The organism is Polaromonas sp. P2_G11 (genome assembly GCF_056403595.1).
In genome coordinates this window covers 571,694-595,977 of record NZ_JBFUFE010000004.1, presented here as the reverse complement: position 1 = coordinate 595,977, position 24,284 = coordinate 571,694, and the positions used below count along the sequence as shown (strand labels likewise).

The window sequence follows — 24,284 nt, the reverse complement described above, 5'->3', positions numbered from 1 at the left end:
CACAGCTATAAAGGGCTGGTGGCACTTTTCATAAACAACTCGGCACACACGCTGCGCAGCCACCGGGAGGCCGGGTCGTGGTGGTAGCGGGCATGCCAGTGTTGCTTCACGGTAAATCCGGGAATCGCCAGCGGGCAGGGCAGCACCTGGAGGTCGGCGGCGCGGGCCAGGGTTTCGCCGATGTGGCGCGGCAGCGTGGCGATCAGGTCGGTGGTGGACAAAATGGCCGAGAGGCCCAGAAAGCCCGGCAGCTCCAGCAGCACCCGGCGTGAGATGTTTTGTGACGCCAGGGCACTGTCCAGCAGCTGGTAGCCCGTGCCGGAGCTGATGCCGATATGTGCCTCAGCCTGGTAGACCGACAGGCTCCAGTCGGCGCCCAATTCGCTGCCCACCCGCGGATGCCGGGCATTGGCCAGGCAAATCCAGTCCTGGCCATACAGCGTCTGCTGGTAGAAGCCGGTGTCGAGCCAGGGCAGAAAGCCGACAGCCAGATCGGCCTCGCCTGCTTGCAGGGCATGCGCCAGGCCGGCATCGATACGCGCGGCTTCCAGCGCCACGCCCGGCGCCACCGCCCGCACGTGGGACAGCAGCCGGGGCAACAGCGTGACGTGGCTGGCGTCGGTCATGCAGATGCGAAAGCGCCGCTGCGCCGTAGACGGTTCAAAGGCAGCCTCTGACTGGGCCAGCCGCTGCAACCCGCCCAGCACTTCGCGCACCGTGGCAATCAGCATATCGGTGCGCGGCGTGGGCAGCATCCCCTCGGCCGTGCGCACAAACAGCGGGTCGCCAAGCTGCTTGCGCAGGCGCGCCAGCCAGATGCTGACCGTGGGCTGGCTTTGCCCCAAGGCCTCGGCCGACCGGGTGACGCTGCGGGTGGTGTAGAGCTGGTCCAGCAGCCGCAGCAGCTTGATGTCCAGCAGATCCAGGTCTTTTTCCATACCTCTATTGTTATACGCAATGATTAGTATTGCCTTCATTGCATGGACGACATGGGTGGCTCCACCCAGAATTCGCTCCTGAATCACGAAGGAGTTGTGCAGTGAAGATTTGTGTTCTGGGGGCCGGCGCGCTGGGCGGTGCACTGGGCGGCGTGCTGACGGAGGCGGGCCACGAGGTCTGGCTCATCAACCGCAATGCTGCGCAGGTCGAGGCCCTGAACAGCCGCGGGCTGATCCTGCGCGATGGCGGCATAGACCGTTGCGTGCAGGTGCATGCCGCGATCTCCGCTACGGGCGTGGCCATGGACACCGGTGCGGTGGACCTGGTGATCGTGCTGGTCAAGTCCTTCGACACCCGCCCGGCCATGGAGGCAGCCCTGTCGCTGCTGGGGCCGGACACGGTCGTTCTGTCGCTGCAAAACGGGCTGGGACACGAAGACATCCTGGGCAGCATCGTGGGCCGCGAGCGTGTGCTGGCCGGCAAAACTTATGCGGGCGGCACGCAGCTCGGCGCCGGGCATGTGCTGATTGGAACGCGCGGCAAGGACACCCACCTGGGCGAACTGGACGGCCGCATCACGGAGCGCGTGCAGCGCATTGCCGCCGCCTTCAACGCCGCCGGGCTCGACACCACCGTCAGCCGCAACATCATCGGCACCATCTGGGACAAGCTGCTGGTCAATGTGGCCACCGGCGCTGTCAGCGCCGCCACGCGCCTGCCCTATGGCGAGATGTACCAGGTGCCCGAGCTTGAGGCCTGCGGCATTGCGGCCGTGGCCGAAGCAATGGCGGTGGCGAAAGCCAGCGGCATCACGCTGGCCACCACCGACCCGCGCCAGCCGTGGGTCAAGGCGGGCGAGGGCCTGCCCTACGCCTTCAAGACCTCGATGCTGCAAAGCCTGGAGAAGGGCTCAATCACCGAGATCGACTTTGTGAACGGTGCGGTGGTGCACCAGGGCGCGAAATGCGGCGTACCCACGCCCGTCAACCAGGCCCTGGTGGCCTGCATCAAGGGTATTGAGCGCGCACAGCCTCGTCAACGCGATTCAAAAGAGCACACCATGGCCCCTCACAAACAAAAGTCTTATGTAGAACACGTTGCGGTACGCGTCAAAGACATCCAGTGGCACATCAACTTCTTCCTGGAGGTGCTGGGCATGGATGCGCGCGAGGTCGACGGACCCGCCGATGCACCGCACCAGTACTGGACGATCGGTGGCCTGCAGCTCATGAGTACGCCCGGCTTTGTGGCGGCGCCATCCAACGACGCTGGCTGGCTGGCGCATCTGGGCATCATGGTTGACGACCTGGAGGCCGCCTTGGCCGAGGCGAAGGCATGGGGCGTCAAGCAACTGCCCCAGGGCCGCAACTGGCTGCAACTGCCCGATGGCCTGGCCGTCGAGCTGATCCAGGCCAGTGCCGGCAGCGTGTCTGCTGTATTGGCCGTCAATCCCAGAGCCGCCACGGCCTGAAAGGCGCCTCATGCCTAACCCCAACATCCAGTTCGCCACGCCGGAAAAATACTGGGACGACGCACAGGTCGGTGACGAGTGCACCAGCCCGTCCTATACCTTCACCGCCGCGCGCATTGATGCCTACGCCGAACTCACCGGCGACTTCACGCCGGTGCATATGGATGAGGCCTACGCCAATGCCTCGCACTTCGGCTGCCGCGTTGCGCACGGCCTGATGGGGCTGTCGGTTGCCGACGGCCTGAAAACCCAGAGCGAATACCGCTTCCTGCCTGGCATGTCGCTGGGCTGGACCTGGGACTTCCTGCTGCCCATCAAGATCAATGACACGCTGCACGTGAAGTTTCGTGTGGACAGCATGCGGCCCTCGAAGAGCAAGCCGGGCTGGGGCATCGTGGTGCTGCCGGCCGAGCTGATCAACCAGGCCGGGCAGGTGGTGCAAAAGGGCGAGCACCGCCTGATGGTGCCGCGCCGGCCATCGTCTGAAAAATGACTTGCTATCAAAAACATAGCCGCTTGCGCACGCTATACAAGGATGAACTCAGGTTTTTATGGATAAAACTACACAAGCGCTGCCGCTGGCGGGCATCCGCGTCGTCGATTACAGCCATTTCCTGGCTGGGCCCTATTTGTCGCGCTGCCTGGCAGCGATGGGCGCAGACGTCATCAAGGTCGAGCGGCCCAAGGACGGGGACGCGGGACGCGCCCACGCTTACTTCATCAAGGGACAAAGCGGCTACTTTTTGCAGCAGAACATGGGCAAGAAGGGTTTGTGCATCAACCTCAAGGACCCGCGCGGCCTGGAAATGATGCACAAGCTCACCGACGCAGCTGATGTGTTCGTCGAGAACTACCGCCCAGGCGCATTGAAAAAACTCGGCCTGGGCTACGAAGAGCTGTCCCGGCGCAACCCTGGCCTGGTGTACTGCTCGATCTCCGCCTATGGCCATACCGGCCCCGACGCGCACCGTGCCGGCTTCGGCCTGATTGCCGAGGCCAAGAGCGGCATCATGGCCATGGTCGGCGAGCCCGGCAGCGCACCGCCGTTGCTGCGCGTTTCACTGGGCGACATGTATACCGGCATCCATGGCGTGGCGGCGGTATGTGCCGCGCTGCTGGGCCGCATCAAGTCGGGCAGGGGCCAGCATATTGACTTGTCCCTGTACGACTGCCTGGTGTCCATGCACGACTATGCGGTGCAGTGCTACACCCTCTCGGGCGGCAAGGAAATTCCGCAGCAAACCGGCCACGACATGCCGCAAAGCACGCTGTACGGCGTGTTTGCCGCCAGCGACGGCTACCTCGTGATTGCCGCGCAGGTCGACGACGCCTGGAAGCGTTTTGCCCTGCTGATCGGCGGTGAAGCACTGGCGCTTGATGCGCGCTTTCACAGCGCTGCGGGGCGCAATGAGAACCGTGCAGAAATACTCGCCCTGGCGAAAGGCTGGGTAGCGGGCCGCACTGTGGCCGAATGCCTGGCCGCGCTGGACGCGATTGATGTACCCAGCGCCAAAGTGCAGAACATCGAGGAAGTGCTGAACGACCCGCAAATTCAGGCACGCAACATGGTGATTGAGCAAGACCACCCGGTGCTGGGAAAAATACGCCTGCCCAACCTGCCTTTCAGGTTTTCGGAGTGCGACACCTCGCCTGCCTGCGTTGCACCCGGCATGGGCCAACATAACCGCGAGATCGCCGCGAGCGTCGGTTATAGCGCTGCCGACATTGACGCGATGGAGCGCGACGGCGTGCTGTATGCAGAGGTGCAGCCATGACCGACCGCTATGCCGTCATCGGTAACCCGATAGGGTTCAGCAAATCGCCGCTGATCCACGGCATGTTCGCGCAGGCTAGCAGGCAGGACATGGAATACACGGCTATCGAAGGGCCGCCAGGCGGGTTCAACGGCGCCGTGGATGCCTTCCGCGCTCTGGGCGGCAAAGGCATGAACATTACCGCGCCCTTCAAGCTCGACGCCTTTGCCTATGCCACCGAACGCTCGGAGCGGGCGCAGCTCGCGGGGGCAGCCAATGCCATGAAGTTTGAAGGCACACGCGTGATTGCCGAAAACTTCGACGGTGTTGGCCTGGTGCGCGACGTCACGCACAACCTGGGCTGCCAACTGCAAGGCAAACGCGTGCTGCTGCTGGGCGCCGGCGGAGCGGCCCGGGGCGCGTTGCTGCCGTTTCTCGCGCAGGCCCCGGCCGAACTGGTGATTGCCAACCGCACGGTTGCCAGGGCACATGAACTACAGGCCATGGGCGCGGCCCAGGCAAACGTCCGCGGCTGCGGCTATCCGGATCTGGCGGGGCAGACCTTTGACGTGGTGTTCAATGCCACCTCAGCAAGCCTGCGCGCCGAACTGCCGCCGGTGCCGGCGAGCGTGTTCGCTCCCGATTGCCTGGCCTACGAACTGGCGTACGGCAAAGGGCTCACGCCGTTTTTGCGCCTGGCGCAAAACGCGGGAACCCGGCGGCTGGCCGATGGCGTGGGCATGCTGGTGGAGCAGGCAGCCGAAGCCTTTGCATGGTGGCGCGGCGTGCGGCCCGACACACGCGCCGCGATTGAACGCATCACCATTGCGCTGGTATGACATGAGCTCAGCCTGCCCCCTATACTGCGCGAATGGACGAAACAGTACATTCGCAGGCAGCTTCGGCCAAGGTGCGTGCGCGCAAAAGGAAGGCCCCGGTTGTGCAGACGGCCACGCGCACCAACGACCCGGCACGCACGATGGCCGGGATCCTCGAAGTGGCCACAGCCGAATTCGCCGAGAAGGGCCTGAGCGGCGCACGCATCGACGAGATCGCGGCGGCCACCCGGACCAGCAAGCGCATGATCTATTACTACTTCGGCAGCAAGGAGGGGCTGTACCTCGCCGTGCTGGAGGAGTCGTACCGGCGCATGCGCAGCATCGAGGCGGAACTGCACCTGGAAGACCTGCTGCCGGAAGATGCGCTGCGCCGCCTGGTGGGATTTACCTTCGACCATCACCACAGCAACCCGGGCTATATCCGGCTGGTGATGTCCGAGAACATGGAGCGCGGCAGCTACCTGGCGCAAAGCAAAATCATCCAGCAACTCAATGTGCCGGCCATCGATGCCATCCGCAAGCTTTACGAGCGCGGCGTGGCGGCGGGCATATTCCGTACGGGCCTGGACCCGATCGACATCCATGCATCGATTTCCGCGCTGACATTCTTCAATGTGTCCAACCAGCACACCTTCGGGCTGATCTTCAAGAGCGACACACAGTCGGGACGCGCCATGACGGCGCGGCGCGACAGCATCATCGAAATGATCGTGCGCTTCGTGCGCAAATAAGTTCCGGATCGCCGCCGGCCAGGGGCGGGCATGTCGGGTTTCTACTGATTCGTTTAAAACTAACTAGTTCGTACATTATGGGTTAAGACAGTCCTCAACAGGCTTGGCGCTGGACGGCCGCGCGCGCGGCCACGCATAAAAAGGAGACAACATGGACAAATGGATAAACCGGTTTTGCCGGGTGCTGGATGGCGTGATTGCGCTGTTCCTGGCACTGATGGTGGTGCTGGTGTTCGGCAACGTGGTGTTGCGCTATGGCTTCAACTCGGGCATCAATCTGTCAGAGGAGCTGTCTCGCTGGCTGTTCGTCTGGCTGACCTTTCTCGGTGCCGTGGTGGCGATCAACGAGCGCGGGCATCTGGGCACCGACATGCTGGTGGGTCGCCTGGGGCCCAGGGGCAAAAAAATATGCCTCGGCATCAGCTATCTGCTCATGCTTTTTGCCTGCTGGTTGATGTTCCGCGGTGCGTGGGAGCAGGTCAAGATCAACTGGACCACCACCAGTGCCGTGATGGAAGTGTCCATGAGCTGGTTCTATGGCTCGGGCATGGTGTTCGCCGTGCTCGGCGGCCTGTTGCTGCTGCGGGATCTGATCCGGCTGCTCAGCGGCAAGACCGGGGACGGCGAGCTGATGATGATCAGGGAATCCGAAGACCAACCGCATGAAGGAGGTCCGGCATGACCATCGCTATATTCCTCGGATCGCTGCTTGCCGCCATGGCGCTGGGCATCCCGATCGCGTTCTCCCTGCTGCTGTGTGGTGCTGCATTGATGTGGCATCTCGACATGTTCGACGCGCAGATCCTGGCACAGAACGTCGTGAACGGCGCCGACAGCTTTCCGCTGCTGGCCGTGCCCTTTTTCATGCTCGCCGGCGAGGTCATGAACGCAGGTGGCCTGTCGCGCCGCATCGTCAACCTCGCCATGGCCCTGGTCGGCCACATCAAGGGCGGTCTGGGCTATGTCACGATCGTGGCGGCAGTCATCATGGCGGCGCTGTCGGGCTCTGCAGTGGCCGATGCGGCTGCGCTGGCGTCGCTTTTACTGCCCATGATGGTGGCCGCCGGCCATGACAAGGCGCGCTCCGCAGGGCTGATTGCATCGGCGGGCATCATCGCGCCGGTCATCCCGCCTTCGATTGCCTTTGTCATCTTCGGTGTGGCAGCCAATGTGTCAATTTCCAAGTTGTTCCTGGCCGGGATTTTTCCGGGTGTCCTGCTGGGGCTGTCGCTGTGGCTGACCTGGTGGTGGCTGGTGCGCAAGGAAGTGGTGAAAGCCCCGCCGCGCAAGAGCCGCGCAGAAGTCCTGGTGGCGTTGAAGGAGTCGACCTGGGCGCTGGTGCTGCCGCTGATCGTGGTGTTCGGCCTGAAGTTCGGCATCTTCACGCCGACCGAGGCTGCCGTGGTTGCCGCGGTGTACGCAACGCTGGTTTCCGTACTCGTCTACAAGGAGCTCACGCTGAGGAAGCTCTACCCGCTGTTCGTGGGCGCCGCCAAGACCAGCGCGATCGTGATGTTCCTGGTGGCTGCGGCCATGGTGTCGGCCTGGCTGATCACGGTAGCGCAGATACCGGGCCAGGTGGTTGCCCTGCTGCAACCGCTTCTGGACAGCCCGAAGTTGCTGATGCTGGCCATCATGGTGCTGGTGATGGTGGTGGGAACCGCGCTGGACATGACGCCCACCATCTTGCTGCTGACGCCGGTGCTCATGCCGGTCGTCAAGGCCGCCGGCATTGACCCGGTGTACTTTGGCGTGCTGTTCATCATCAACAACGCCATCGGGCTGATCACCCCACCAGTGGGCACGGTGCTGAACACGGTGGCCGGGGTGGGCAAGGTGAGCATGGACGAAGTCACCAAGGGCGTGCTGCCCTTCATGTGGGCCCAGTTCGCCATCATGTTCCTGATGGTGGCTTTCCCGCAAATCGTCATCATTCCGGCGCGCTGGTTCTACGGCGGCTGACAACTTTCCGCGCTGCCGGGCGTGCTGGGTACGCCACGGCCGGCAGCCACGTCAAAGCGTACCGTGACACCTCATCCCCTCAAAGAAACCGGAGACAACCATGAAACGCCTGTTTATCAAATCCGTCCTCACTACCGTCGCCCTGGCGGCCTTCGGCATGGCCTCAGCCCAGGACATCAAGGAACGCACCGTCAAGTTCGCCACGCAAAACCCGGACGGCCACCCGATTGTGCTGGGCATGAAAAAATTCGCTGAAACCGTGGCAGCGAAATCGGGCGGCAAGATCAAGGTCAACCTCTTCCCCGGTGGCGTGCTGGGCGGCGATGCACCGAACATCTCCGCGCTGCAAGGCGGCACGCTGGAAATGGTGGTGATGAATTCCGGCATCCTGGCCAGTCAGGCCAAGGAATTTGCCGTTTTCGATTTTCCGTTCATGTTTGCCAGCTCGCAGGAAGCCGATGCCGTGGTGGACGGGCCCTTCGGGAAAATGATGCTCTCCAGGCTCGATGCCAAAAACATCCATGGGCTGGCCTACTGGGAACTCGGTTTTCGCAACATCACCAACAGCAAGCGCCCCATCACCAAGGTGGACGACATTGCCGGCCTGAAACTGCGCGTGATTCCCAATGCCATCAACATCGACTGGGTGACCGCCCTGGGCGCCAATCCGACGCCCATGGCTTTTCCCGAGGTTTATGCCGCGATGGAGCAAAAGGCCATTGACGGCCATGAAAACCCGTTCACGGTCATCAACGCGAACAAGTTCTACGAAGTGCAAAAGTACCTGGCGGTGACCAACCACCAGTACAACCCGCAAACCGTCATTGTCAGCAAAAAGCTGTGGGACACCCTGAGCAATGATGAGAAAAAAATATTCTCGGATGCGACCGCCGAAGCTGCTGCGTACCAGCGCAAGGCCTCGCGTGAACAGTCCGGCACTGCGCTCGAAAACCTGAAGAAGAACGGCATGCAGGTCAGCGAGTTCAGTCCCGCGGAGATGGCTAAATTCCGCGAGAAGATGAAGCCCGTGATCGAGAAGCACTCAGCCATCGTGGGTGCCGATGTGGTCGGCGCGCTGCAGGCAGAGCTCGCCAAACTGCGCAAATAGGATTTCACGCCCCGGCCGGCCCAGCGCACCGGAGCGCCGGCCGGCCTGTTCTTTCATTCCGGTTCCGGGTATCTTCCTTCATGAGCAAAATCCGCATCGCTGTCGCAGGGGCCGGCTACATCGGTCTCGCCCACATGGATGTGGCTCAAGAGAGCCCTACGTGCATCCTTTCGGCCATTGTCGATCCTGCGCCGGCGGCAAAGGCTATCGCCGCCAAGGCGGGTGTGCCCCTCTACCAATCGCTGGACGAGCTGTTCACCAGAGACCGGCCCGACGGCGTGATCCTTGCGACGCCGAACCAGCTGCACGTGCCGCAGGCCCTGCAGTGCATCAAGGCGGGCGTTCCCATCCTGCTGGAAAAACCCATCGCACCCACGCTGGCCGAAGGCGAACAGCTGGTCAAGGCGGTCGCTGAAACGGGCGCCAAGGTACTGATAGGCCACCACCGCGCGCACAGCCCCATCATGGCCAAGGCGAAGGAAATCGTGGATTCGGGAAAACTCGGCAAGCTGGTCGCCGTGATGGGTAGCGCCACATTCTTCAAGCCCGACCGCTACTATGAAGACGCGCCATGGCGCCGCGAGATCGGCGGCGGCCCCATTTTGCTGAACATGATCCATGAGGTGCATAACCTGCGCATGCTGTGCGGTGACATCGTGGCGGTGCAGGCTTTTGCCTCCAATGCCACACGCGGTTTTCCGGTGGAAGACACGGTGGCCATCAATCTGCGTTTTGCCAACGGCGCGCTGGGCAGCTTCATGCTGTCGGACACCGCCGCCTGCGCGCGCAGCTGGGAGCAAACCTCCCGGGAAAACAAGGCCTACCCAAGCTATGGCGACGAAGACTGCTACGTGATTTCGGGCACCAACGGAAGCCTGTCGATTCCGACCATGCGCCTGAAAAGCTATCCCAGGCCGGAAGACCGTTCCTGGTGGAAGCCGTTTGACGAGAGCGTGGCCGACATGGTCCGCGACGATCCCCTCAAGCACCAGCTGGAGCACTTCGGCGCCGTCATTCGTGGTGAAGCACCGCCGCTGGTCAGTGCCCGCGACGGCCTGCTGAACCTGCGCGTCACCGAGGCCATCGCACAGGCCGCCCAAACCGGCCAGGTGATCGAGTTGCCCGTTTTTTAAGCAACTCGACCCTCCCACATGCAAATCAAACCACCACAAACAACGTCAACCACCAGGAAAGAAATCACCATGAAAGTGCTCATGCTTCACGGCATCAACCACAACATGTTCGGCAAGCGCGATCCGGCGCAGTACGGCACCATCACGCTGGACGAAATCAACACCAGCCTGCAGGCTTTGGGCCGGGAGCTCGGCGCCGAGGTGGAACATTTCCAGACCAACAGCGAATGCGACATGTGCGAACGGATTCACCAGGCATTCACCGACAAGGTCGACGCCGTGCTGATCAACGCCGGCGCCTGGACGCATTACAGCTACGGCATCCGCGACGCCCTGGCCATCCTCACCGTGCCGGTTGTCGAGCTTCACATGTCGAACATCCACGCCCGTGAGCCTTTCCGCCATGTGTCGGTGTTCGCCGAAATCGTCAAGGGGCAGATCTGCGGCTTTGGCGCTGACAGCTACCTGCTGGCTTTGCGCGCCGCTGTTTCGGCGATCAATGCCGCAAGGGTTTCGTAAATCATCAGAAAGAGAGCGGCCATGTCACAGGAGTTCGCTGGAAAAGTCATCGTCATAAGTGGCGCCAGCCGGGGCATTGGCCATGGCATCGCCGCTGCGTTTGCTGCACGCGGTGCACAGACCGTTTTGGCCGCATCGTCCATTGAGAACCTGAAGACTGCCGCGGATGCGATTGCCAGTACCGGAGCAATCCGCCCTGAGATATGCGCTGCGGATCTTCGAGGCGAAGAAGGTTGCAAAGCGGTATTCACCCTGGTGTCCGAAAGATTTGGACGCTGTGACGTGTTGGTCAATTCCGCGGGTGCCACGCGCGCCGGTGCGTTTCTGGATCTTCCGGAGGACGCATGGCATGACGGCTTTGCATTGAAGTTCTTCGGCTGTGTGAACCTGTGCCGCCTGTTTTGGCCGATGCTGAAAACTGCGGGTGGGCACGTTGTCAACATCATTGGCGGCGCTGCCCGTACGCCCGACCCGGGCTTCCTGATCGGTGGGTCGGTCAACGCTGCGATGCACAACTTCACCAAGGGCCTGTCCGGGCTTGGAAAGCGGGACGGCGTCAATGTCAACGCCATTCTTCCGGGCTTGACTGAAACCGGCCGTGTAGCGCAGCTGTTTCAGCAGCGTGCAGCCGCAAGTGGAAAACCCGTCGAAGAAGAACGACAAGCGCAAATCGCACGCGAGGGACTCAGCCGGCTGGGTACGCCCGAGGATGTCGCCGCACTTGCGATATTCCTGTGTTCGGAGAGTGCCCGCCACATTCAAGGCACGGCCATCGCTGTGGACGGCGGTGGCACCCCTGGCCTGTATTGATCGTCAAAAGCGTCTTTGTTGCCGGCGAATGACCGTCAGCACTGATTATTCGGCGTTATTTTCAACAGCGGTTTTAACTGCAAATTTCTGGAACCTCCATGATCAACGGCCATACCGAACTCATCGCCCACATCGGCTACCCGACGCATTCCTTCAAGGCGCCGATGATCTACAACCCCTACTTTGAACAGGCGGGAGTGAACGCGGTGGTCGTGCCCATGGGTTGCAAGGCCGAAGACTACCCGGCCTTTCTGCGGTCGGTGTCTTGCCTGGAGAATTTCCTAGGCGCGCTGATCACCATGCCGCACAAGGTCACGACAGTCGATTTGCTGGACGAAGCCACACCCACGGTACGCATCGCCGGCGCCTGCAATGCCGTCAAGCGCGACGCGAACGGCAAGCTCGTGGGCGACATGTTCGATGGGGAGGGCTTTGTGCGCGGTGTGCAGCGCAAGGGCTTTGATCCGCGCGGCAAACGTGCCCTGGTCGTCGGCAGCGGCGGCGTGGGCTCGGCAATCGCGGCTTCCCTGGCCAAGGCCGGCGCGCGCGCGCTGGGGCTGTGCGACGTCAATGCGGACTCTGCGCAGGCCCTGGCAGGGCGGCTACGCCAGCACTACACGGCACTGGAACTTTCCACTGGCTCCAACGACCCGGCGGGTTACGACCTGGTGGTCAATGCCACGCCCATGGGCATGAATGAAGGCGATCCCTTGCCCATGGACGTTTCACGTATCGCAGCCAGCAGTTTTGTGGGCGAAGTGGTCATGAAGTCGGAAATGACCGCGTTTCTGGCGGCGGCCAAGGCGCGAGGTTGCACCGTGCAGGTGGGTTCGGACATGCTGTTCGAGCAGATCCCGGCCTACCTGGAATTTTTTGGCCTGCCGACCACCACACCGGACGTCTTGCGGTCGGTGGCACGGCTGAGTTATTAAAAAAGTGTAAGAGGACGCACGCACCGTGCGTCCTGGGTGGGAAGTACTGGAATCAATGCTAAAAACGTCTGATTTCAGACGTTCATAGACATAATCCAGCATGGACAAACTCAAGCAGCTTGAATCGTTCGTGTCGGTTGCGACGCGCGGCAGCCTGACTGCCGCCGCGAACGCCGAAGGCGTGGCGCCTGCCATCATGGGTCGGCGGCTTGATGCACTGGAAGGCCGCCTGGGCGTCAAGTTGCTGGTGCGTACCACCCGGCGCATCACGCTCACACACGAAGGCAGCGCCTTTCTTGAAGACTGCCAGCGCCTGCTGATTGATTTTGCCAACGCCGAAGCCAGCGTATCGGCCGGCGGCGTCAAGGCCAGCGGGCATCTGCGCATCACCGCGCCGGCCGGCTTTGGCCGCCGCCATGTGGCGCCGCTGGTGACGCGCTTTCGCGAAGTGCATGCCGATGTCACGATCTCGCTGAACCTGAGCGACCGGGTGGTTGACCTGGCCGGCGAGGGTTTTGACTGCGCAGTGCGCGTCGGCGACATGCCGGACTCTTCGCTGGTGAGTGTGCGCATGGCTGACAACCGCCGGCTGTGCGTGGCCACGCCGGTTTACCTGGCCCGCCACGGCACGCCCCAGCACCCCAGCGAGCTGGCGAAATTTGACTGCCTGACGCTGTCCAGCGACGCCTCGCAAACGCGGGGCTGGGCGTTCCGGGTCCAGGACGAATTGATCCATCTCAAGCCGGGCGGGCCGCTCGACTGCTCGGACGGCCAGGTCCTGCATGACTGGTGCCTGGGAGGGTACGGCATTGCCTGGCGCAGCACCTGGGAGGTCGAGGCGGAAATTGCCGCCGGCCAGCTGGTAGCGGTGCTGGAGGATTTTGCCGCGCCGCCCAACGGTATTTACGCCGTATTTCCGCAACGCAAACACTTGCCCCTGCGGGTTCGCCTGTGGCTGGATTTTCTGAAACACCATTACAGCCAACCGGAGTTCTGGTGCTCGTCGCCAGCCGCCGCAAAACCCTGACTGGAAAGGATCCCGACGATGGTTCTCGAATCTCTTTTGGCCTATGCCCACCTGCTGGCGATTCTCACCATGGTGGTTTTTCTGGCGAGCGAGGCGGCGCTGTGCCGCACCGAGTGGCTGGACGCCGCCGTGATCGAGAGGCTCGGCAAGATCGACATGGTCTACGGCATCTCGGCCGGCGCGGTGTTCCTGACCGGCCTGGCGCGCGTGTTTCTGGGCAGCAAGGGCGCGGCCTGGTACGCCCATAACCCCTTGCTGTACGTCAAGCTCGTCATGTTCCTGGTGATCGGGCTGATTTCCATCAAGCCCACCATGATGTTTTCGCGCTGGCGCCGGGAGTTGCGCGCCAACGGTGCCCTGCCCGATTCGCTGGAAGTCAAACAAGCGCGGCGGCTGGTGATGGTGCAGGCGCACATCCTGCCGTTCATTCCGCTGGCTGCCGTCTTTCTGGCCCGTGGCTTTGGTTAGGCGCACGCCAGTGCTGCAGCCGGCGTCAGGCTGAAAACAGGCCGTGCACCAGCCAGAAGGCGGTGCCCCACATCATCAGCGCCACCAACATGTCCATGGCGCGCCATATGACCGGCGTGTTGAGCTTACGCCCCACGCACCACAGCGCCACGCCCAGGCCGGTAAACCACAGCAATGAACCCGTGATAGCGCCCAGGCCGAACACGGCGTTGTCCGGCCGGGCGTAAGCCAGCGATGCGGTGCCGATGACCACGGCGGTGTCCAGCCAGGCATGCGGGTTGAGCCACGACAGCGCCAGTGCCAGCCCGATGGCTTTGCGGCGCGGCATGGCTTCGGCGACAAGGGGCGCGCCTTCTGCCGCCTGCGGCGCCGGCTGCACAAAGCGGCGCATCGCGTGTGTTCCGTACACCATCAGCACCAGCGCACCCGCGCCCGTCATGGCGCCCACCAGTTTGTCTGACAGGCCGCCCAGCTGTGCGAGCCCCATCACACCCAGGCCGATGAGCGCCACGTCAGTCAGCACGCAGACGGCAACCGTCAGCCAGAGGTGCTGGCGCAGCAGGCCCATGCGGATCACATGGGCGTTTTGCGGGCCTATGGCCATGATGAGCGAGAGGCTGAGGACCATGCCGGTCAGGAAGGCGGGGGCGGTGAGCGGGTTCATGGCCGCAAGTGTGTGCCAGGGTTCATAATAGTTAAATAGAATTAACTAAAACTAGCTTTAGTCAATTATTAATTGATTTAGTAGGTGCCTAACAACATGCTCGATGCCCGACAACTTGAAGCATTGGCCGCCGTGATTGAGCACGGCAGTTTCGGCGAAGCCGCCAAGGCCCTGAGCCTGACGCTGGCTGCCGTGTCCCTGCGCATCAAGTCACTAGAAAACGCACTGGGGCAGCGGCTCCTGGTGCGCGGCAAACAGGTACGCGCCACGTCGACCGGTCAGGCTTTGCTCGGGCACACCCGGCAGGTTCGCCTCATGGAAGGCGACCTGCTGGCCGGGCTGCAGGGCGGGGGAAAGTCCGCGCGCCTGCAAAGCCTGAGTGTGGCGGTGAACGCCGACTCCCTGAGCACGTGGTTCTTGCCGGGCGTGGCCACAGCCCTGCACACTCACGGCCTGCTGCTCGATGTCGTGGTGGACGATCAGGATCACACCCACGAAGCCCTGAAAAGCGGAGATGTCACGGGCTGCGTGACTGCATTGGCGCAGGCTATGCGGGGCTGCGTGGCTGAACCGCTGGGCGTGATGCGTTACCGCTGCATGGCCTCGCCCGCACTGGTGGCACAGTGGAACGAGCCCGCGGCGGGTGGCAAGGCCGCACCGAACCGGCTGGCCCATCGCCTGCTGGCCAGCCCTGCCGTGATCTTCAACCGCAAGGACGCGCTGCAGGATACTTTTCTTGAACAGCATTTCGGGCTGCGCGACGCGCTGTACCCGCGCCACTTTGTGCCGGCGGTGGATGCGTTCGAGCTTGCGCTGGAGCTTGGCATGGGCTGGGGCATGGTGCCCGACCTGTTGCTGGCCGCGCGCACCCGCAAGCCGCCGCTGCAGGAAGTGCTGCCGGGCAGCACGGTCGACGTGCGGCTGTACTGGCAGCACTGGGCACGTGAATCCGTTGCGGCGCAACGATTGACACAGGCGGTCAAGCAGGCGGCGCAAGGGGAGTTGCTACAGATGTGACGGTGTATTTGTAAGCAAAAAGTGCCGCCTGCGCTTTGCGGATGGGCGCAAGCAGCTATCAACTCAATAGCGCTCATCAAGAAATCGCTGACACAAAAAAAGCCCGCCATGACATCCATGGCGGGCTGGTTCGGCTGGATACGACTGGCTTACTTGCTCAGGCATTCTTTCATGAACGCTTTGCGTTCGTCGCCTTTTTTGCCCTTGGCGTCGACGTTGCAGGTTTTCATTTTGGTTTGCTGCGTTGGCGCTTCTTTCTTGGCACTGAGGCACTCTTTCATGAATGCCTTGCGTTCGTCGCCCTTCTTGCCTTCAGCGTCCTTGTTGCAGGTACCCATTTTGGTTTGCTGTGCGGTTTTGGCTGGAGCGTCCGCGGCGTGCGCCACCGGAGACAAGGCCATCGAGACGGCAAAAACGGCGGCGATCAGGGATAACAGCTTTTTCATGGTGGCTCCATTGGGTTGGGGAATCAGGTTTGAGTTCCGGCTGGAATTCCAACACATAACGCCGCGCCGGGCAAATTCGATGACCGGGTATCTGAGGGGTCCGAACGGCAGATGGCTTAACCGTAAAATCAGCCCATGCTCTCGATTAAAAAAGACCTGCTCGCGGCCCTGGCTGCGGGGCTGGAAGACCTTTCCCCCGGCGCAGGCGACAAAGCTGCCTTTGAATCCCCCAAGGTGGCGGCCCACGGCGACTTCGCCTGCACGGCCGCCATGCAGCTGGCCAAGCCGCTCAAGCTCAATCCACGCCAGCTGGCGGAAGACCTGCGTGCCATTTTGCTGAAGGCTCCGGCCTTCGAGCGCTGGGTGGACGCGATCGAGATCGCCGGGCCGGGCTTTATCAACATCCGCCTGAAGCCCGCCGCCAAGCAGGAGACCGTGCGCGAAGTGCTGGCCGCCGGCGCGCAGTTCGGCGTACAGCCCGCCGACCCGGCGCGCAAGATGATCGTGGAGTTCGTCTCGGCCAACCCGACCGGCCCTCTGCATGTGGGCCATGGGCGGCAGGCCGCGCTGGGCGATGCGATCTGCAACCTGTTCGCCACTCAGGGCGCGAAAGTCTGGCGCGAGTTCTATTACAACGACGCAGGCGTGCAGATCCAGACCCTGGCCACCAGCACGCAGGCGCGCGCCAAAGGCATCAAGCCCGGTGACGCCGGCTGGCCCGAGTCGGCCTACAACGGCGATTACATCGCCGACATCGCGGCCGACTTTCTGGCCAAAAAGACCGTCAAGTCGGACGACCGCGAATACACCGCCTCGGGCGATGTCGACGACATCGATTCGATCCGCCAGTTCGCCGTGGCCTACCTGCGCCACGAGCAGGACCTGGATCTCAAGGCTTTCTCGGTCAGGTTCGACAACTACTACCTTGAGTCCAGCCTGTACAGCTCGGGCCGTGTCGATAGCGCCGTGGCCAGACTGAAAGACGCCGGTAAGACCTACGAGCAGGACGGCGCGCTGTGGCTGAAGTCGACCGACTACGGCGACGACAAAGACCGCGTGATGAAAAAGAGCGACGGCAGCTACACCTACTTCGTCCCCGACGTGGCCTACCACCTGGCCAAGTGGGAGCGCGGCTTCGGCAAGGCCATCAACATCCAGGGCATGGACCACCACGGCACCATTGCCCGCGTGCGCGCCGGGCTGCAGGCCGCCGGCGAAGGCATTCCCCAGGGCTACCCCGATTACGTCCTGCACACCATGGTGCGCGTGGTGCGCAACGGCGAAGAGGTCAAGATTTCCAAGCGCGCCGGAAGCTACGTCACCCTGCGCGACCTGATCGAATGGACCAGCGCCGACGCCGTGCGCTTCTTTTTGCTCAGTCGCAAGCCGGACACGGAGTTCCTGTTCGATATTGACCTGGCGCTGGCACAGAGCAATGACAATCCGGTGTATTACGTGCAGATGGCGCACGCGCGCATCTGCTCCATCCTCACCATCTGGGCCGGCCAGGGCGGCGACGAAGCGAAGCTGAAATCCGTGGACCTGTCGGCACTCGACAGCCCGCAGGCCCAGGCACTCATGCTGCTGCTCGCCAAGTACCCTGACATGCTTGCCAATGCGGCCGCCGGCCTGGCACCGCACGATGTAGCTTTTTACCTGCGCGAGCTGGCGGCGAGCTATCACAGCTATTACGATGCCGAGCGCATCCTGGTAGACGACGAGGCCGTCAAGCAGGCACGCCTGGCGCTGGTCGCCGCGACTGCGCAGGTGTTGCACAATGGCCTCGCAGTGCTGGGCGTGAGCGCCCCGCGCAAGATGTAACCAGTAGCGAAAACCATGCGAATTTCAGGACAAGGCAATGAACGTGGGCAAGGTATGAATACACAACGAGGCGGAACCCTGCTGGGGTTGATCATTGGCGCGCTGATCGGCCTGGGCGCGGCGCTGGCGGTGGCGGTTTACATCACCAAGGTGCCGGTTCCTTTCATGAACAAGAGCCAGGCACGCAACCCCGACAGCGACGCTGTTGAAGCCAAGAAAAACAAGGACTGGAACCCGAACGCCCCGCTGGCCGGCAAGAACCAGCCCAAGCCGCCGCCTCCGGCAGCGGTTGAAGTGCCTGGTGTTCCGGTACCCGACCCCTCCGCCGGGCCCGCCCCCAGGGCCGCCGCTTCGGCGCCGACCAAGGTGGCCAAGCCGGCACCTGCCGATCCGCTGGGCGATCTGGCAAAGGCAAAGGTCGAAGGCCTGTCGTCCGGTCCGGGAGCGGATCCCTTCAGCTATTTCATTCAGGCCGGTGCCTTTCGCACGCCGGAAGATGCGGAACAGCAACGCGCCAAGCTGTTGCTGCTGGGCATGCAGGCCAAAGTGTCGGAACGCGAGCAGGCGGGCCGCACCGTGTACCGCGTGCGCCTTGGCCCTTTCGACAAGAAGGAAGATGCCGACAAGGCCAAGGAGCGCCTGGACAACAATTCCATTGAAACCGCGCTGGTCCGGGTCCAGCGCTGAAGCCCTCGTCCAACGATAGGCTGAACTTTTCACGAGGCTGGTGTACAAACCCCTATACCCCGCGCCACGAGGCATCCGCCAGAGGGGCGGTTTCCGGGCTATTTCCGTCATTCCAGGAGAAAAATCTGATGCAACGCCGTGAGTTTTCGTTTTCAGCCGCCTCGGCAGCAGCCGCCCTCGGCGGCGTCGCCGCCCTGCCCACCCTGGCGCAAGCCCAGGCCAAGGCCTTCAAGGACGGCGAGGATTACCTGACGCTGGACAAGCCGGCGCCGACCGAGACCGCCGCCGGCCGGGTCGAGGTGGTGGAATTCTTCTGGTACAACTGCCCCCATTGCAACGCCTTCGAGCCGCAATTCGAAGCCTGGATGAAGCAGATCCCCAAGGACGTGTCCGTGCGGCGTGTTCCAGTGTCCTTCCGCCCCGATTTCGAACCTCAGCAGCGCCTGTATTACGTGCTTGAGGCCATGGGCAAAATTGAGGAACTTCACAAGAAGGTGTTTGCTACGATCCACGTGGAAAAACAACCGCTCAACACGCCCGAACTGATAGCTGCATGGGCTGAAAAGCAGGGCCTCAACAAGGCCAAATTCGTTGAGTTCTACAACTCCTTTTCGGTCGCCTCCAAGGCGCGCAAGGCCACACAGCTGCAGGATAGCTACAAAGTGGCCGGCGTGCCGTCGCTGGGTATCGCGGGGCGTTATTACACCTCGTCGGACCAGACCCAAACCATGACCCGCGCGCTGCAGGTCACAGATCACCTGATCGCGCAATCCCGCAAGGCCAAATAAAGAAAGCGCCTGCGGCCGTGCGCCGCGCCAAACACTGGCTCACAAAACCCGCCCGATTTCCGGCGGGTTTTTTTATGCCCCTAATATTCCCCGTGCAAGCCATTCCCGGAGCTGGCATGGCTACAATGGCCCAACACCAAGCAGCAAGATTCGTGCCTTATGAAACACCCCATTTTTTCGTTCATCCTGCCGGTCATCCTGGTGCTGGGGGTGGCTTTCCCGGCCAGCGCCGAAAAAGCCGACCGGGACAAGCCCATGAATGCGGAGGCAGATGCCCTGCGTTATGACGACCTGAAGCAAACCAGTGTTTTTACCGGCAATGTGGTGATCACCAAGGGCACGACCATCGTGCGCGGCGAGCGCGTTGACGTCATGCAGGATCCCGAAGGCTACCAGCAGGCGGTGTCCATCGCGGCGCCCGGCAAGCTGGCGTTTTACCGGAAAAAGCGTGACGGCGTAGACGAATACATCGAAGGCGAAGGCGAACGCATTGAATATGACAGCCGTGCAGACCTGGTGAAGTTCATCAAGCGGGCGGTGGTGCGCCGCTACAACGGCGCCACCCTGGTGGACGAAACCACCGGCAGCCTGATTGTTTACGACAACAACACCGACGTCTTCACCGTGGATGGGGGCGCGCAAAATCGTACGGCCAGCAACCCCACAGGACGGGTTCGCGCCATGCTGTCACCCCGCGCGACAGCCTCGGCCCCCGTCGCGGCGCCGCCCGCAGGCCCAGCCCCGGTTCTGCGCCCCAGCACGACGCTGGGCAATGAAAAGAACTAGAAAGACCTGCACAGATGGATGTGGTGACTGACACTTCAGCGGCCCCGGCCGCTCCTGCCCTGACCCCCAGCCGCCTTGTTGCGCAAGGTCTGCAAAAATCGTACGGCAGCCGCAAGGTGGTGCAGGACGTTTCGCTGTCCGTGCAAAAAGGCGAAGTCGTGGGCCTGCTGGGCCCCAACGGCGCGGGCAAAACGACCTCGTTCTACATGATCGTGGGCCTGGTGCGCGCCGATGCAGGCGAAATTTCCATCGACGGCGAGTCGGTCGAGCACATGCCGATTCACCTGCGTGCCCGCCTGGGCCTGAGCTACCTGCCGCAGGAAGCGTCGATTTTCCGCAAGCTCACGGTCGAAGAAAACGTGCGTGCCGTGCTGGAGCTGCAGCTCGACAAAACCGGAAAGCCGCTGGGGCGCGCAGACATCGAGTCGCGGCTCGACGCGCTGCTGCAGGATTTGCGGGTAGATCATTTGCGCAACTCACCGGCACCGGCGCTCTCGGGCGGCGAGCGCCGCCGGGTCGAAATCGCGCGGGCGCTGGCAACCCAGCCGCGCTTCATCCTGCTGGATGAGCCCTTTGCCGGTATCGACCCCATTGCCGTGATCGAAATCCAGCGCATCATCGGTTTCCTCAAATCGCGCGGCATCGGCGTGCTGATCACCGACCACAACGTGCGTGAAACACTGGGCATTTGCGACCACGCCTACATCATCAGCGACGGCCATGTGCTGGCGCAAGGCACACCGTCCGAGATCGTGAACAACGCCGATGTACGAAGAGTCTATCTCGGCGAACACTTCAAGATGTGAAGATGGTTCCCCCCTGTTGTCGCTCACTTCGTGTAGCTCCCTCTCCCCCTCTGGGGACGGCGCCTGCGGCCTGGCGAAGCCAGTTCCGCGGCCCCTGCTGGCCGAAGACATGTCGTTTTATCTTTCCGCACATTTGAAAATCCAGTGAAACAAGGCCTGTCACTCCGCGTCTCGCAGCATCTTGCGCTGACGCCCCAGCTGCAGCAGTCGATCCGGCTGTTGCAGCTGTCGACGCTTGAGTTGAGCCAGGAGGTCGAGCAGATGCTCGACGAAAACCCGTTTCTGGAAGTGTCGGAAGAGACGGCGGTGCGCGAAGAGTTTGGGCTGGAGCACATCAACACGCCGGTAAGCCAGGACAGCCGCGAGTTTGAATCTGCTACGGATTCGATAGCTGGCGGCGCAGACGAGACTGGCGCTACAGCCCCGAATGACGCAGAAGTCAGTGCGGAGCCCAAGCTCGAGGAAAGCTGGGAAGGCGATGGCACGGTAGAAACCACGCCCGACGACAGCGAGTGGGGAAGCGACGCACCGGCGCGCAAGAACAACAATGAAGAGAGCGAAGCCGAGGCCTCCGACCTCACGGGCAGCCATGAGTCGCTGCAGGACCACCTGCACCGGCAATCGCTGAGCTTGCGCCTGTCGGAGGAAGATCGCGCCGCGCTGCACTTCCTCATTGAATCGCTCAACGACGACGGCTACCTTGAAGACAGCCTGGCGTCGCTCGCGGCCGGTCTTGCAAGAGATGACATGGCGCAGGCGGAAGAGCTGGAGCAGCGTTTTGCGATGGCGCTCAAGCTGCTGCACCACATGGAGCCTGCCGGTGTCGGTGCGCGCAACCTGGCGGAATGCCTGAGCCTGCAACTGCTGGACTGCAAGGACTGCGAAGAAACCCGCGCAGCCATTGCCATGTGCAAGCAACCCATGGAGCTGCTGGCCAAGCGCGATGTCAAGCGCCTGTCGCACCTGTGTGGGTTCACCGAAGCCGCCATCAAGGGCGCCATCACGGTGATTGGCCGGCTCGACCCCAAGCCCGGGCGCCGCTTTGTGAACGTGGAGCGCAACCTGATCGTGCCCGACGTCATCGTCATCAAATCGGGCCGGGGCTTCAAGGTTTCGCTCAATGGCGACGTCATGCCGCGCCTTCGCGTGCACGACATTTATGCCAATGCCCTCAAGCAGCACAAAGGCCAGGGCGGCCAGGCGCTGCAGCAGCGCCTGCAGGAGGCCCGCTGGTTCATCAAGAACATCCAGCAGCGCTTTGACACCATCCTGCGCGTAAGCAGCGCGATTGTGGAACGGCAGAAAAACTTCTTCACGCACGGCGAACTCGCCATGCGGCCGCTGGTGCTGCGCGAAATCGCCGATGAACTGGGCCTGCATGAGTCCACCATCTCCCGCGTGACCACGGCCAAGTACATGGGCACCCCTTTCGGTACTTTCGAGCTCAAGTATTTCTTCGGTTCCGCACTCGGCACCGAAACCGGCGGCAATGCTTCCAGCACAGCGGTGCGCGCGCTCATCAAACAATTTGTCTCGTCAGAAAGCCTCAAGAAGCCGCTCAGCGACAACCAGATTTCCGAAATGCTCAAGGAGCAGGGCATTGAATGCGCCCGCCGCACCGTGGCCAAGTACCGCGAGGCGCTCCGCATCGCGCCCGCCAACCTGCGCAAATCACTCTAGCCGCCCAATCAGGCCGCGCTGCCCCGCCCCTCAAAGTCAGTCATGAATCAACTCCAACTCTTTTTACCGTGCGCCGCAGGCGTCGAAACCCTGCTGGCCACCGAGGTCAAGCGTGTCACCGGGATCGACGGCAAAGCCTGGCGCGCCGGCGTGCAGCTGCAGGCTTCGTGGCGCGACGCGTTGCAGCTCAACCTGCACAGCCGGCTGGCGCAGCGCGTGCTGATCGAGCTGCAGCACAACCAGTACCGCAGCGAACAAGACCTCTACAACGCAGCTGCCAACGTGGCCTGGGAAATCTGGTTCACGCCCAAGCAGACCTTCAAGGTCGAGATCACGGCCCAGCACAGCCCGCTGCAAAGCCTGAACTTCGCGGCGCTGAAGATCAAGGACGCGATCGCCGACCGCTTTCGCGCCAAGTTCGACGACGTGCGGCCCAGCGTCGACACGCGCTGGCCCGACGTGCGCGTCTACGTGCACCTGACGACGGACACCGTCACGGTCTACATCGACACCTCGGGCGAGCCGCTCTTCAAGCGCGGCTGGCGCGAAGACAAGGGTGATGCCCCGCTGAAGGAAACCCTGGCCGCCGCCATGATTGCCGCCAGCGGATGGGATCAGCTCTGTAAAGAAGGCGTGCCGCTCTATGACCCCTGCTGCGGCTCGGGCACCATCGCGATTGAAGCCGCGCAAATCGCCTGCAACATTGCGCCCGGCATCAACCGCCGTTTTGCCTTTCAGAAATACCTGCCCTTCCAGGGCCATGTCTGGGACGGCCTGCTCGACCAGGCCGAAGCCGCCATCACCGAACCTACAGCGCCGGTGTTCGGCAGCGACGTGTCTTTCCGCATGGTCGACTTTGCCGAACGCAATGCCGAGCGTGCCGGTGTGGCCAATGCGGTGGAATTCCGCGGCGGCGACGCCCTGCAGCGCATGCCGCCCGCGCCTTCGGGCGTGATGCTGGTGAATCCGCCTTACGGCGAGCGTATTGATGTGGCAGGTGTGGCCGGCATCACCGGCGTGCAGGGGCGCGACCAGCGCCGCCAGCAAGGACAGGCCGAAGGACGCGTGCAGCAGGACCACCGCAACCAGCCCATCGACGAATTTGGCCAGCCGCTGAACCGGGACAGCGGTGATCGGGGTGACACACGTGAAGAACCCGCCTTCGAGACATCGCGCGACCGCTCGGCGAACCCCGGCCGCGAGCAGGCACAAAACGCCTGGGGCGAAGAAGCGACGGAGTTTTTTCCACAACTGGCCGCGCACTGGAAGAAAAATTACGCCGGCTGGACCGCTCACGTGCTCACACCCGACCTCAAACTGCCCGGCAAGATGCGCCTGAAAGAATCGCGGCGCGTGCCGATGTGGAACGGTCCCATCGAATGCCGCCTGTTCCGCTTTGACATGGTGGCGGGCTCCGCACGCGGCAAGCCCGGCGCAGCCGCCCCCACCCCACCGAACGAGCCGGCGGCGTGACGGCCTCAGTGCGCCAGCCTGTCGTGCTGGACACCAACATCGTCCTCGACGTGTTTGTCTTCAATGACGCGGCAGCGCAGCCACTGAAAAAAGCGCTGGAGGCCGGCGAGCTCGACTGGCTGGCCACGCAGGCCATGCGCGACGAACTTGAGCGCGTGCTGGCCTATCCGCAAATCATTCCCCGCCTGGCGTTTTACGAATTAAGCGCCGATGACGTGCTCGCCGCCTTTGACCGGCATGCTCGCCTGACGGAGGTGGCAGCCAAGGCCGGTGTCACTTGCAGCGACCCCGACGACCAGAAGTTCATCGACCTGGCGGTGACTGGCAAGGCCTTGCTGCTCAGCAAGGACCGGCATGTGCTTTCAATGAAGAAAAGGCTCCTGACCCAGGGTGTACGTGCGCAAGCAGCTATTTAATTAATAG

General features: G+C 62.6%; 26 protein-coding genes and 1 pseudogene. 24 read left to right on the top strand and 3 right to left on the bottom strand.

The window, feature by feature from the left end:
* Positions 1 to 5: 5 nt before the first annotated feature.
* On the bottom strand, positions 6 to 938 hold the full coding sequence (locus tag AC1DWQ_RS16905) for a LysR family transcriptional regulator (protein ID WP_477670677.1): 933 nt from the start codon (positions 936 to 938) through the stop codon (positions 6 to 8).
* A gap of 101 nt (positions 939 to 1,039) precedes the next feature.
* Between AC1DWQ_RS16905 and AC1DWQ_RS16900 the strand changes: the two are divergent.
* The 15 genes and pseudogenes from AC1DWQ_RS16900 to AC1DWQ_RS16830 all read left to right on the top strand — a co-directional run.
* Positions 1,040 to 1,981: pseudogene (locus tag AC1DWQ_RS16900) on the top strand (ketopantoate reductase family protein); the annotation flags it as partial.
* Between the two features lie 18 nt (positions 1,982 to 1,999).
* On the top strand, positions 2,000 to 2,410 hold the full coding sequence (locus tag AC1DWQ_RS16895) for a VOC family protein (protein ID WP_477670754.1): 411 nt from the start codon (positions 2,000 to 2,002) through the stop codon (positions 2,408 to 2,410).
* Positions 2,411 to 2,420: 10 nt separating this feature from the next.
* Positions 2,421 to 2,903 carry a MaoC family dehydratase gene (locus AC1DWQ_RS16890; RefSeq protein WP_477670676.1) on the top strand — a complete coding sequence of 161 codons (483 nt, stop codon included), beginning with the start codon at positions 2,421 to 2,423 and terminating at the stop codon, positions 2,901 to 2,903.
* Positions 2,904 to 2,961: 58 nt separating this feature from the next.
* Positions 2,962 to 4,185, top strand: a complete 1,224-nt coding sequence (locus AC1DWQ_RS16885) for a CaiB/BaiF CoA transferase family protein (protein ID WP_477670675.1) — start codon at positions 2,962 to 2,964, stop codon at positions 4,183 to 4,185.
* Positions 4,182 to 5,003: a shikimate dehydrogenase gene (aroE, locus tag AC1DWQ_RS16880; protein ID WP_477670674.1), complete on the top strand. Its 822-nt coding sequence runs from the start codon at positions 4,182 to 4,184 to the stop codon at positions 5,001 to 5,003. Before AC1DWQ_RS16885 ends, aroE begins: the two co-directional genes overlap by 4 nt.
* Before the next feature lie 32 nt (positions 5,004 to 5,035).
* Positions 5,036 to 5,734 carry a TetR/AcrR family transcriptional regulator gene (locus AC1DWQ_RS16875; protein WP_477670673.1) on the top strand — a complete coding sequence of 233 codons (699 nt, stop codon included), beginning with the start codon at positions 5,036 to 5,038 and terminating at the stop codon, positions 5,732 to 5,734.
* Positions 5,735 to 5,885: 151 nt separating this feature from the next.
* Positions 5,886 to 6,416 (top strand): TRAP transporter small permease, encoded by a 531-nt coding sequence (locus tag AC1DWQ_RS16870; protein WP_477670672.1) that lies wholly within the window; start codon positions 5,886 to 5,888, stop codon positions 6,414 to 6,416.
* Entirely contained in the window at positions 6,413 to 7,696 is a 1,284-nt protein-coding gene (locus tag AC1DWQ_RS16865; RefSeq protein ID WP_477670671.1) for a TRAP transporter large permease subunit, read from the top strand. Before AC1DWQ_RS16870 ends, AC1DWQ_RS16865 begins: the two co-directional genes overlap by 4 nt.
* Positions 7,697 to 7,796: 100 nt before the next feature.
* Positions 7,797 to 8,804, top strand: a complete 1,008-nt coding sequence (locus AC1DWQ_RS16860) for a TRAP transporter substrate-binding protein (RefSeq protein ID WP_477670670.1) — start codon at positions 7,797 to 7,799, stop codon at positions 8,802 to 8,804.
* Between the two features lie 80 nt (positions 8,805 to 8,884).
* On the top strand, positions 8,885 to 9,937 hold the full coding sequence (locus AC1DWQ_RS16855) for a Gfo/Idh/MocA family protein (protein WP_477670669.1): 1,053 nt from the start codon (positions 8,885 to 8,887) through the stop codon (positions 9,935 to 9,937).
* A gap of 69 nt (positions 9,938 to 10,006) precedes the next feature.
* Positions 10,007 to 10,456, top strand: coding sequence for a type II 3-dehydroquinate dehydratase (aroQ, locus tag AC1DWQ_RS16850; protein ID WP_477647179.1), 450 nt, complete (start codon positions 10,007 to 10,009; stop codon positions 10,454 to 10,456).
* Positions 10,457 to 10,477: 21 nt separating this feature from the next.
* Positions 10,478 to 11,266 (top strand): SDR family oxidoreductase, encoded by a 789-nt coding sequence (locus tag AC1DWQ_RS16845; protein WP_477670668.1) that lies wholly within the window; start codon positions 10,478 to 10,480, stop codon positions 11,264 to 11,266.
* A gap of 98 nt (positions 11,267 to 11,364) precedes the next feature.
* A complete protein-coding gene (locus tag AC1DWQ_RS16840; RefSeq protein ID WP_477670667.1) occupies positions 11,365 to 12,198 on the top strand; it encodes a shikimate dehydrogenase family protein in 834 nt (277 codons plus the stop codon).
* Positions 12,199 to 12,298: 100 nt separating this feature from the next.
* A complete protein-coding gene (locus AC1DWQ_RS16835; RefSeq protein ID WP_477670666.1) occupies positions 12,299 to 13,225 on the top strand; it encodes a LysR family transcriptional regulator in 927 nt (308 codons plus the stop codon).
* Positions 13,226 to 13,243: 18 nt separating this feature from the next.
* Positions 13,244 to 13,693, top strand: coding sequence for a DUF2214 family protein (locus AC1DWQ_RS16830; RefSeq protein ID WP_477670665.1), 450 nt, complete (start codon positions 13,244 to 13,246; stop codon positions 13,691 to 13,693).
* A gap of 25 nt (positions 13,694 to 13,718) precedes the next feature.
* Here AC1DWQ_RS16830 and AC1DWQ_RS16825 read toward each other — a convergent pair whose 3' ends face one another.
* Positions 13,719 to 14,357, bottom strand: coding sequence for a LysE/ArgO family amino acid transporter (locus tag AC1DWQ_RS16825; protein ID WP_477670664.1), 639 nt, complete (start codon positions 14,355 to 14,357; stop codon positions 13,719 to 13,721).
* A 96-nt stretch (positions 14,358 to 14,453) separates the two neighbouring features.
* On the opposite strand from AC1DWQ_RS16825, the gene AC1DWQ_RS16820 reads away from it, so the two are divergent.
* The gene (locus AC1DWQ_RS16820; RefSeq protein ID WP_477670663.1) at positions 14,454 to 15,374 is read left to right on the top strand and encodes an HTH-type transcriptional regulator ArgP; all 921 of its coding nucleotides are present in this window, start codon (positions 14,454 to 14,456) and stop codon (positions 15,372 to 15,374) included.
* Between the two features lie 149 nt (positions 15,375 to 15,523).
* Here the strand turns inward: AC1DWQ_RS16820 and AC1DWQ_RS16815 are convergent, their stop codons facing one another.
* A complete protein-coding gene (locus AC1DWQ_RS16815) occupies positions 15,524 to 15,820 on the bottom strand; it encodes a PsiF family protein (protein ID WP_348047291.1) in 297 nt (98 codons plus the stop codon).
* 135 nt (positions 15,821 to 15,955) lie between these two features.
* Between AC1DWQ_RS16815 and argS the strand changes: the two genes are divergently transcribed.
* The 8 genes from argS to AC1DWQ_RS16775 all read left to right on the top strand — a co-directional run bounded on the left by argS (position 15,956) and on the right by AC1DWQ_RS16775 (position 24,277).
* Positions 15,956 to 17,641: an arginine--tRNA ligase gene (gene argS / locus AC1DWQ_RS16810; RefSeq protein WP_477670662.1), complete on the top strand. Its 1,686-nt coding sequence runs from the start codon at positions 15,956 to 15,958 to the stop codon at positions 17,639 to 17,641.
* A 54-nt stretch (positions 17,642 to 17,695) separates the two neighbouring features.
* Positions 17,696 to 18,328 (top strand): SPOR domain-containing protein, encoded by a 633-nt coding sequence (locus AC1DWQ_RS16805; RefSeq protein ID WP_477670661.1) that lies wholly within the window; start codon positions 17,696 to 17,698, stop codon positions 18,326 to 18,328.
* A 128-nt stretch (positions 18,329 to 18,456) separates the two neighbouring features.
* The gene (locus AC1DWQ_RS16800; RefSeq protein ID WP_477670660.1) at positions 18,457 to 19,116 is read left to right on the top strand and encodes a thiol:disulfide interchange protein DsbA/DsbL; all 660 of its coding nucleotides are present in this window, start codon (positions 18,457 to 18,459) and stop codon (positions 19,114 to 19,116) included.
* Positions 19,117 to 19,275: 159 nt separating this feature from the next.
* Positions 19,276 to 19,902, top strand: coding sequence for a lipopolysaccharide transport periplasmic protein LptA (gene lptA / locus AC1DWQ_RS16795; protein ID WP_477670659.1), 627 nt, complete (start codon positions 19,276 to 19,278; stop codon positions 19,900 to 19,902).
* A 14-nt stretch (positions 19,903 to 19,916) separates the two neighbouring features.
* Positions 19,917 to 20,708 carry an LPS export ABC transporter ATP-binding protein gene (gene lptB / locus AC1DWQ_RS16790; protein WP_457282376.1) on the top strand — a complete coding sequence of 264 codons (792 nt, stop codon included), beginning with the start codon at positions 19,917 to 19,919 and terminating at the stop codon, positions 20,706 to 20,708.
* 144 nt (positions 20,709 to 20,852) lie between these two features.
* Positions 20,853 to 22,388, top strand: coding sequence for an RNA polymerase factor sigma-54 (locus AC1DWQ_RS16785; protein ID WP_477670658.1), 1,536 nt, complete (start codon positions 20,853 to 20,855; stop codon positions 22,386 to 22,388).
* Positions 22,389 to 22,430: 42 nt separating this feature from the next.
* The gene (locus tag AC1DWQ_RS16780) at positions 22,431 to 23,861 is read left to right on the top strand and encodes a THUMP domain-containing class I SAM-dependent RNA methyltransferase (protein WP_477670657.1); all 1,431 of its coding nucleotides are present in this window, start codon (positions 22,431 to 22,433) and stop codon (positions 23,859 to 23,861) included.
* Positions 23,858 to 24,277 (top strand): putative toxin-antitoxin system toxin component, PIN family, encoded by a 420-nt coding sequence (locus tag AC1DWQ_RS16775; protein WP_477670656.1) that lies wholly within the window; start codon positions 23,858 to 23,860, stop codon positions 24,275 to 24,277. The genes AC1DWQ_RS16780 and AC1DWQ_RS16775 overlap by 4 nt, the downstream gene beginning before the upstream one ends.
* The last annotated feature ends 7 nt before the right edge of the window (positions 24,278 to 24,284 follow it).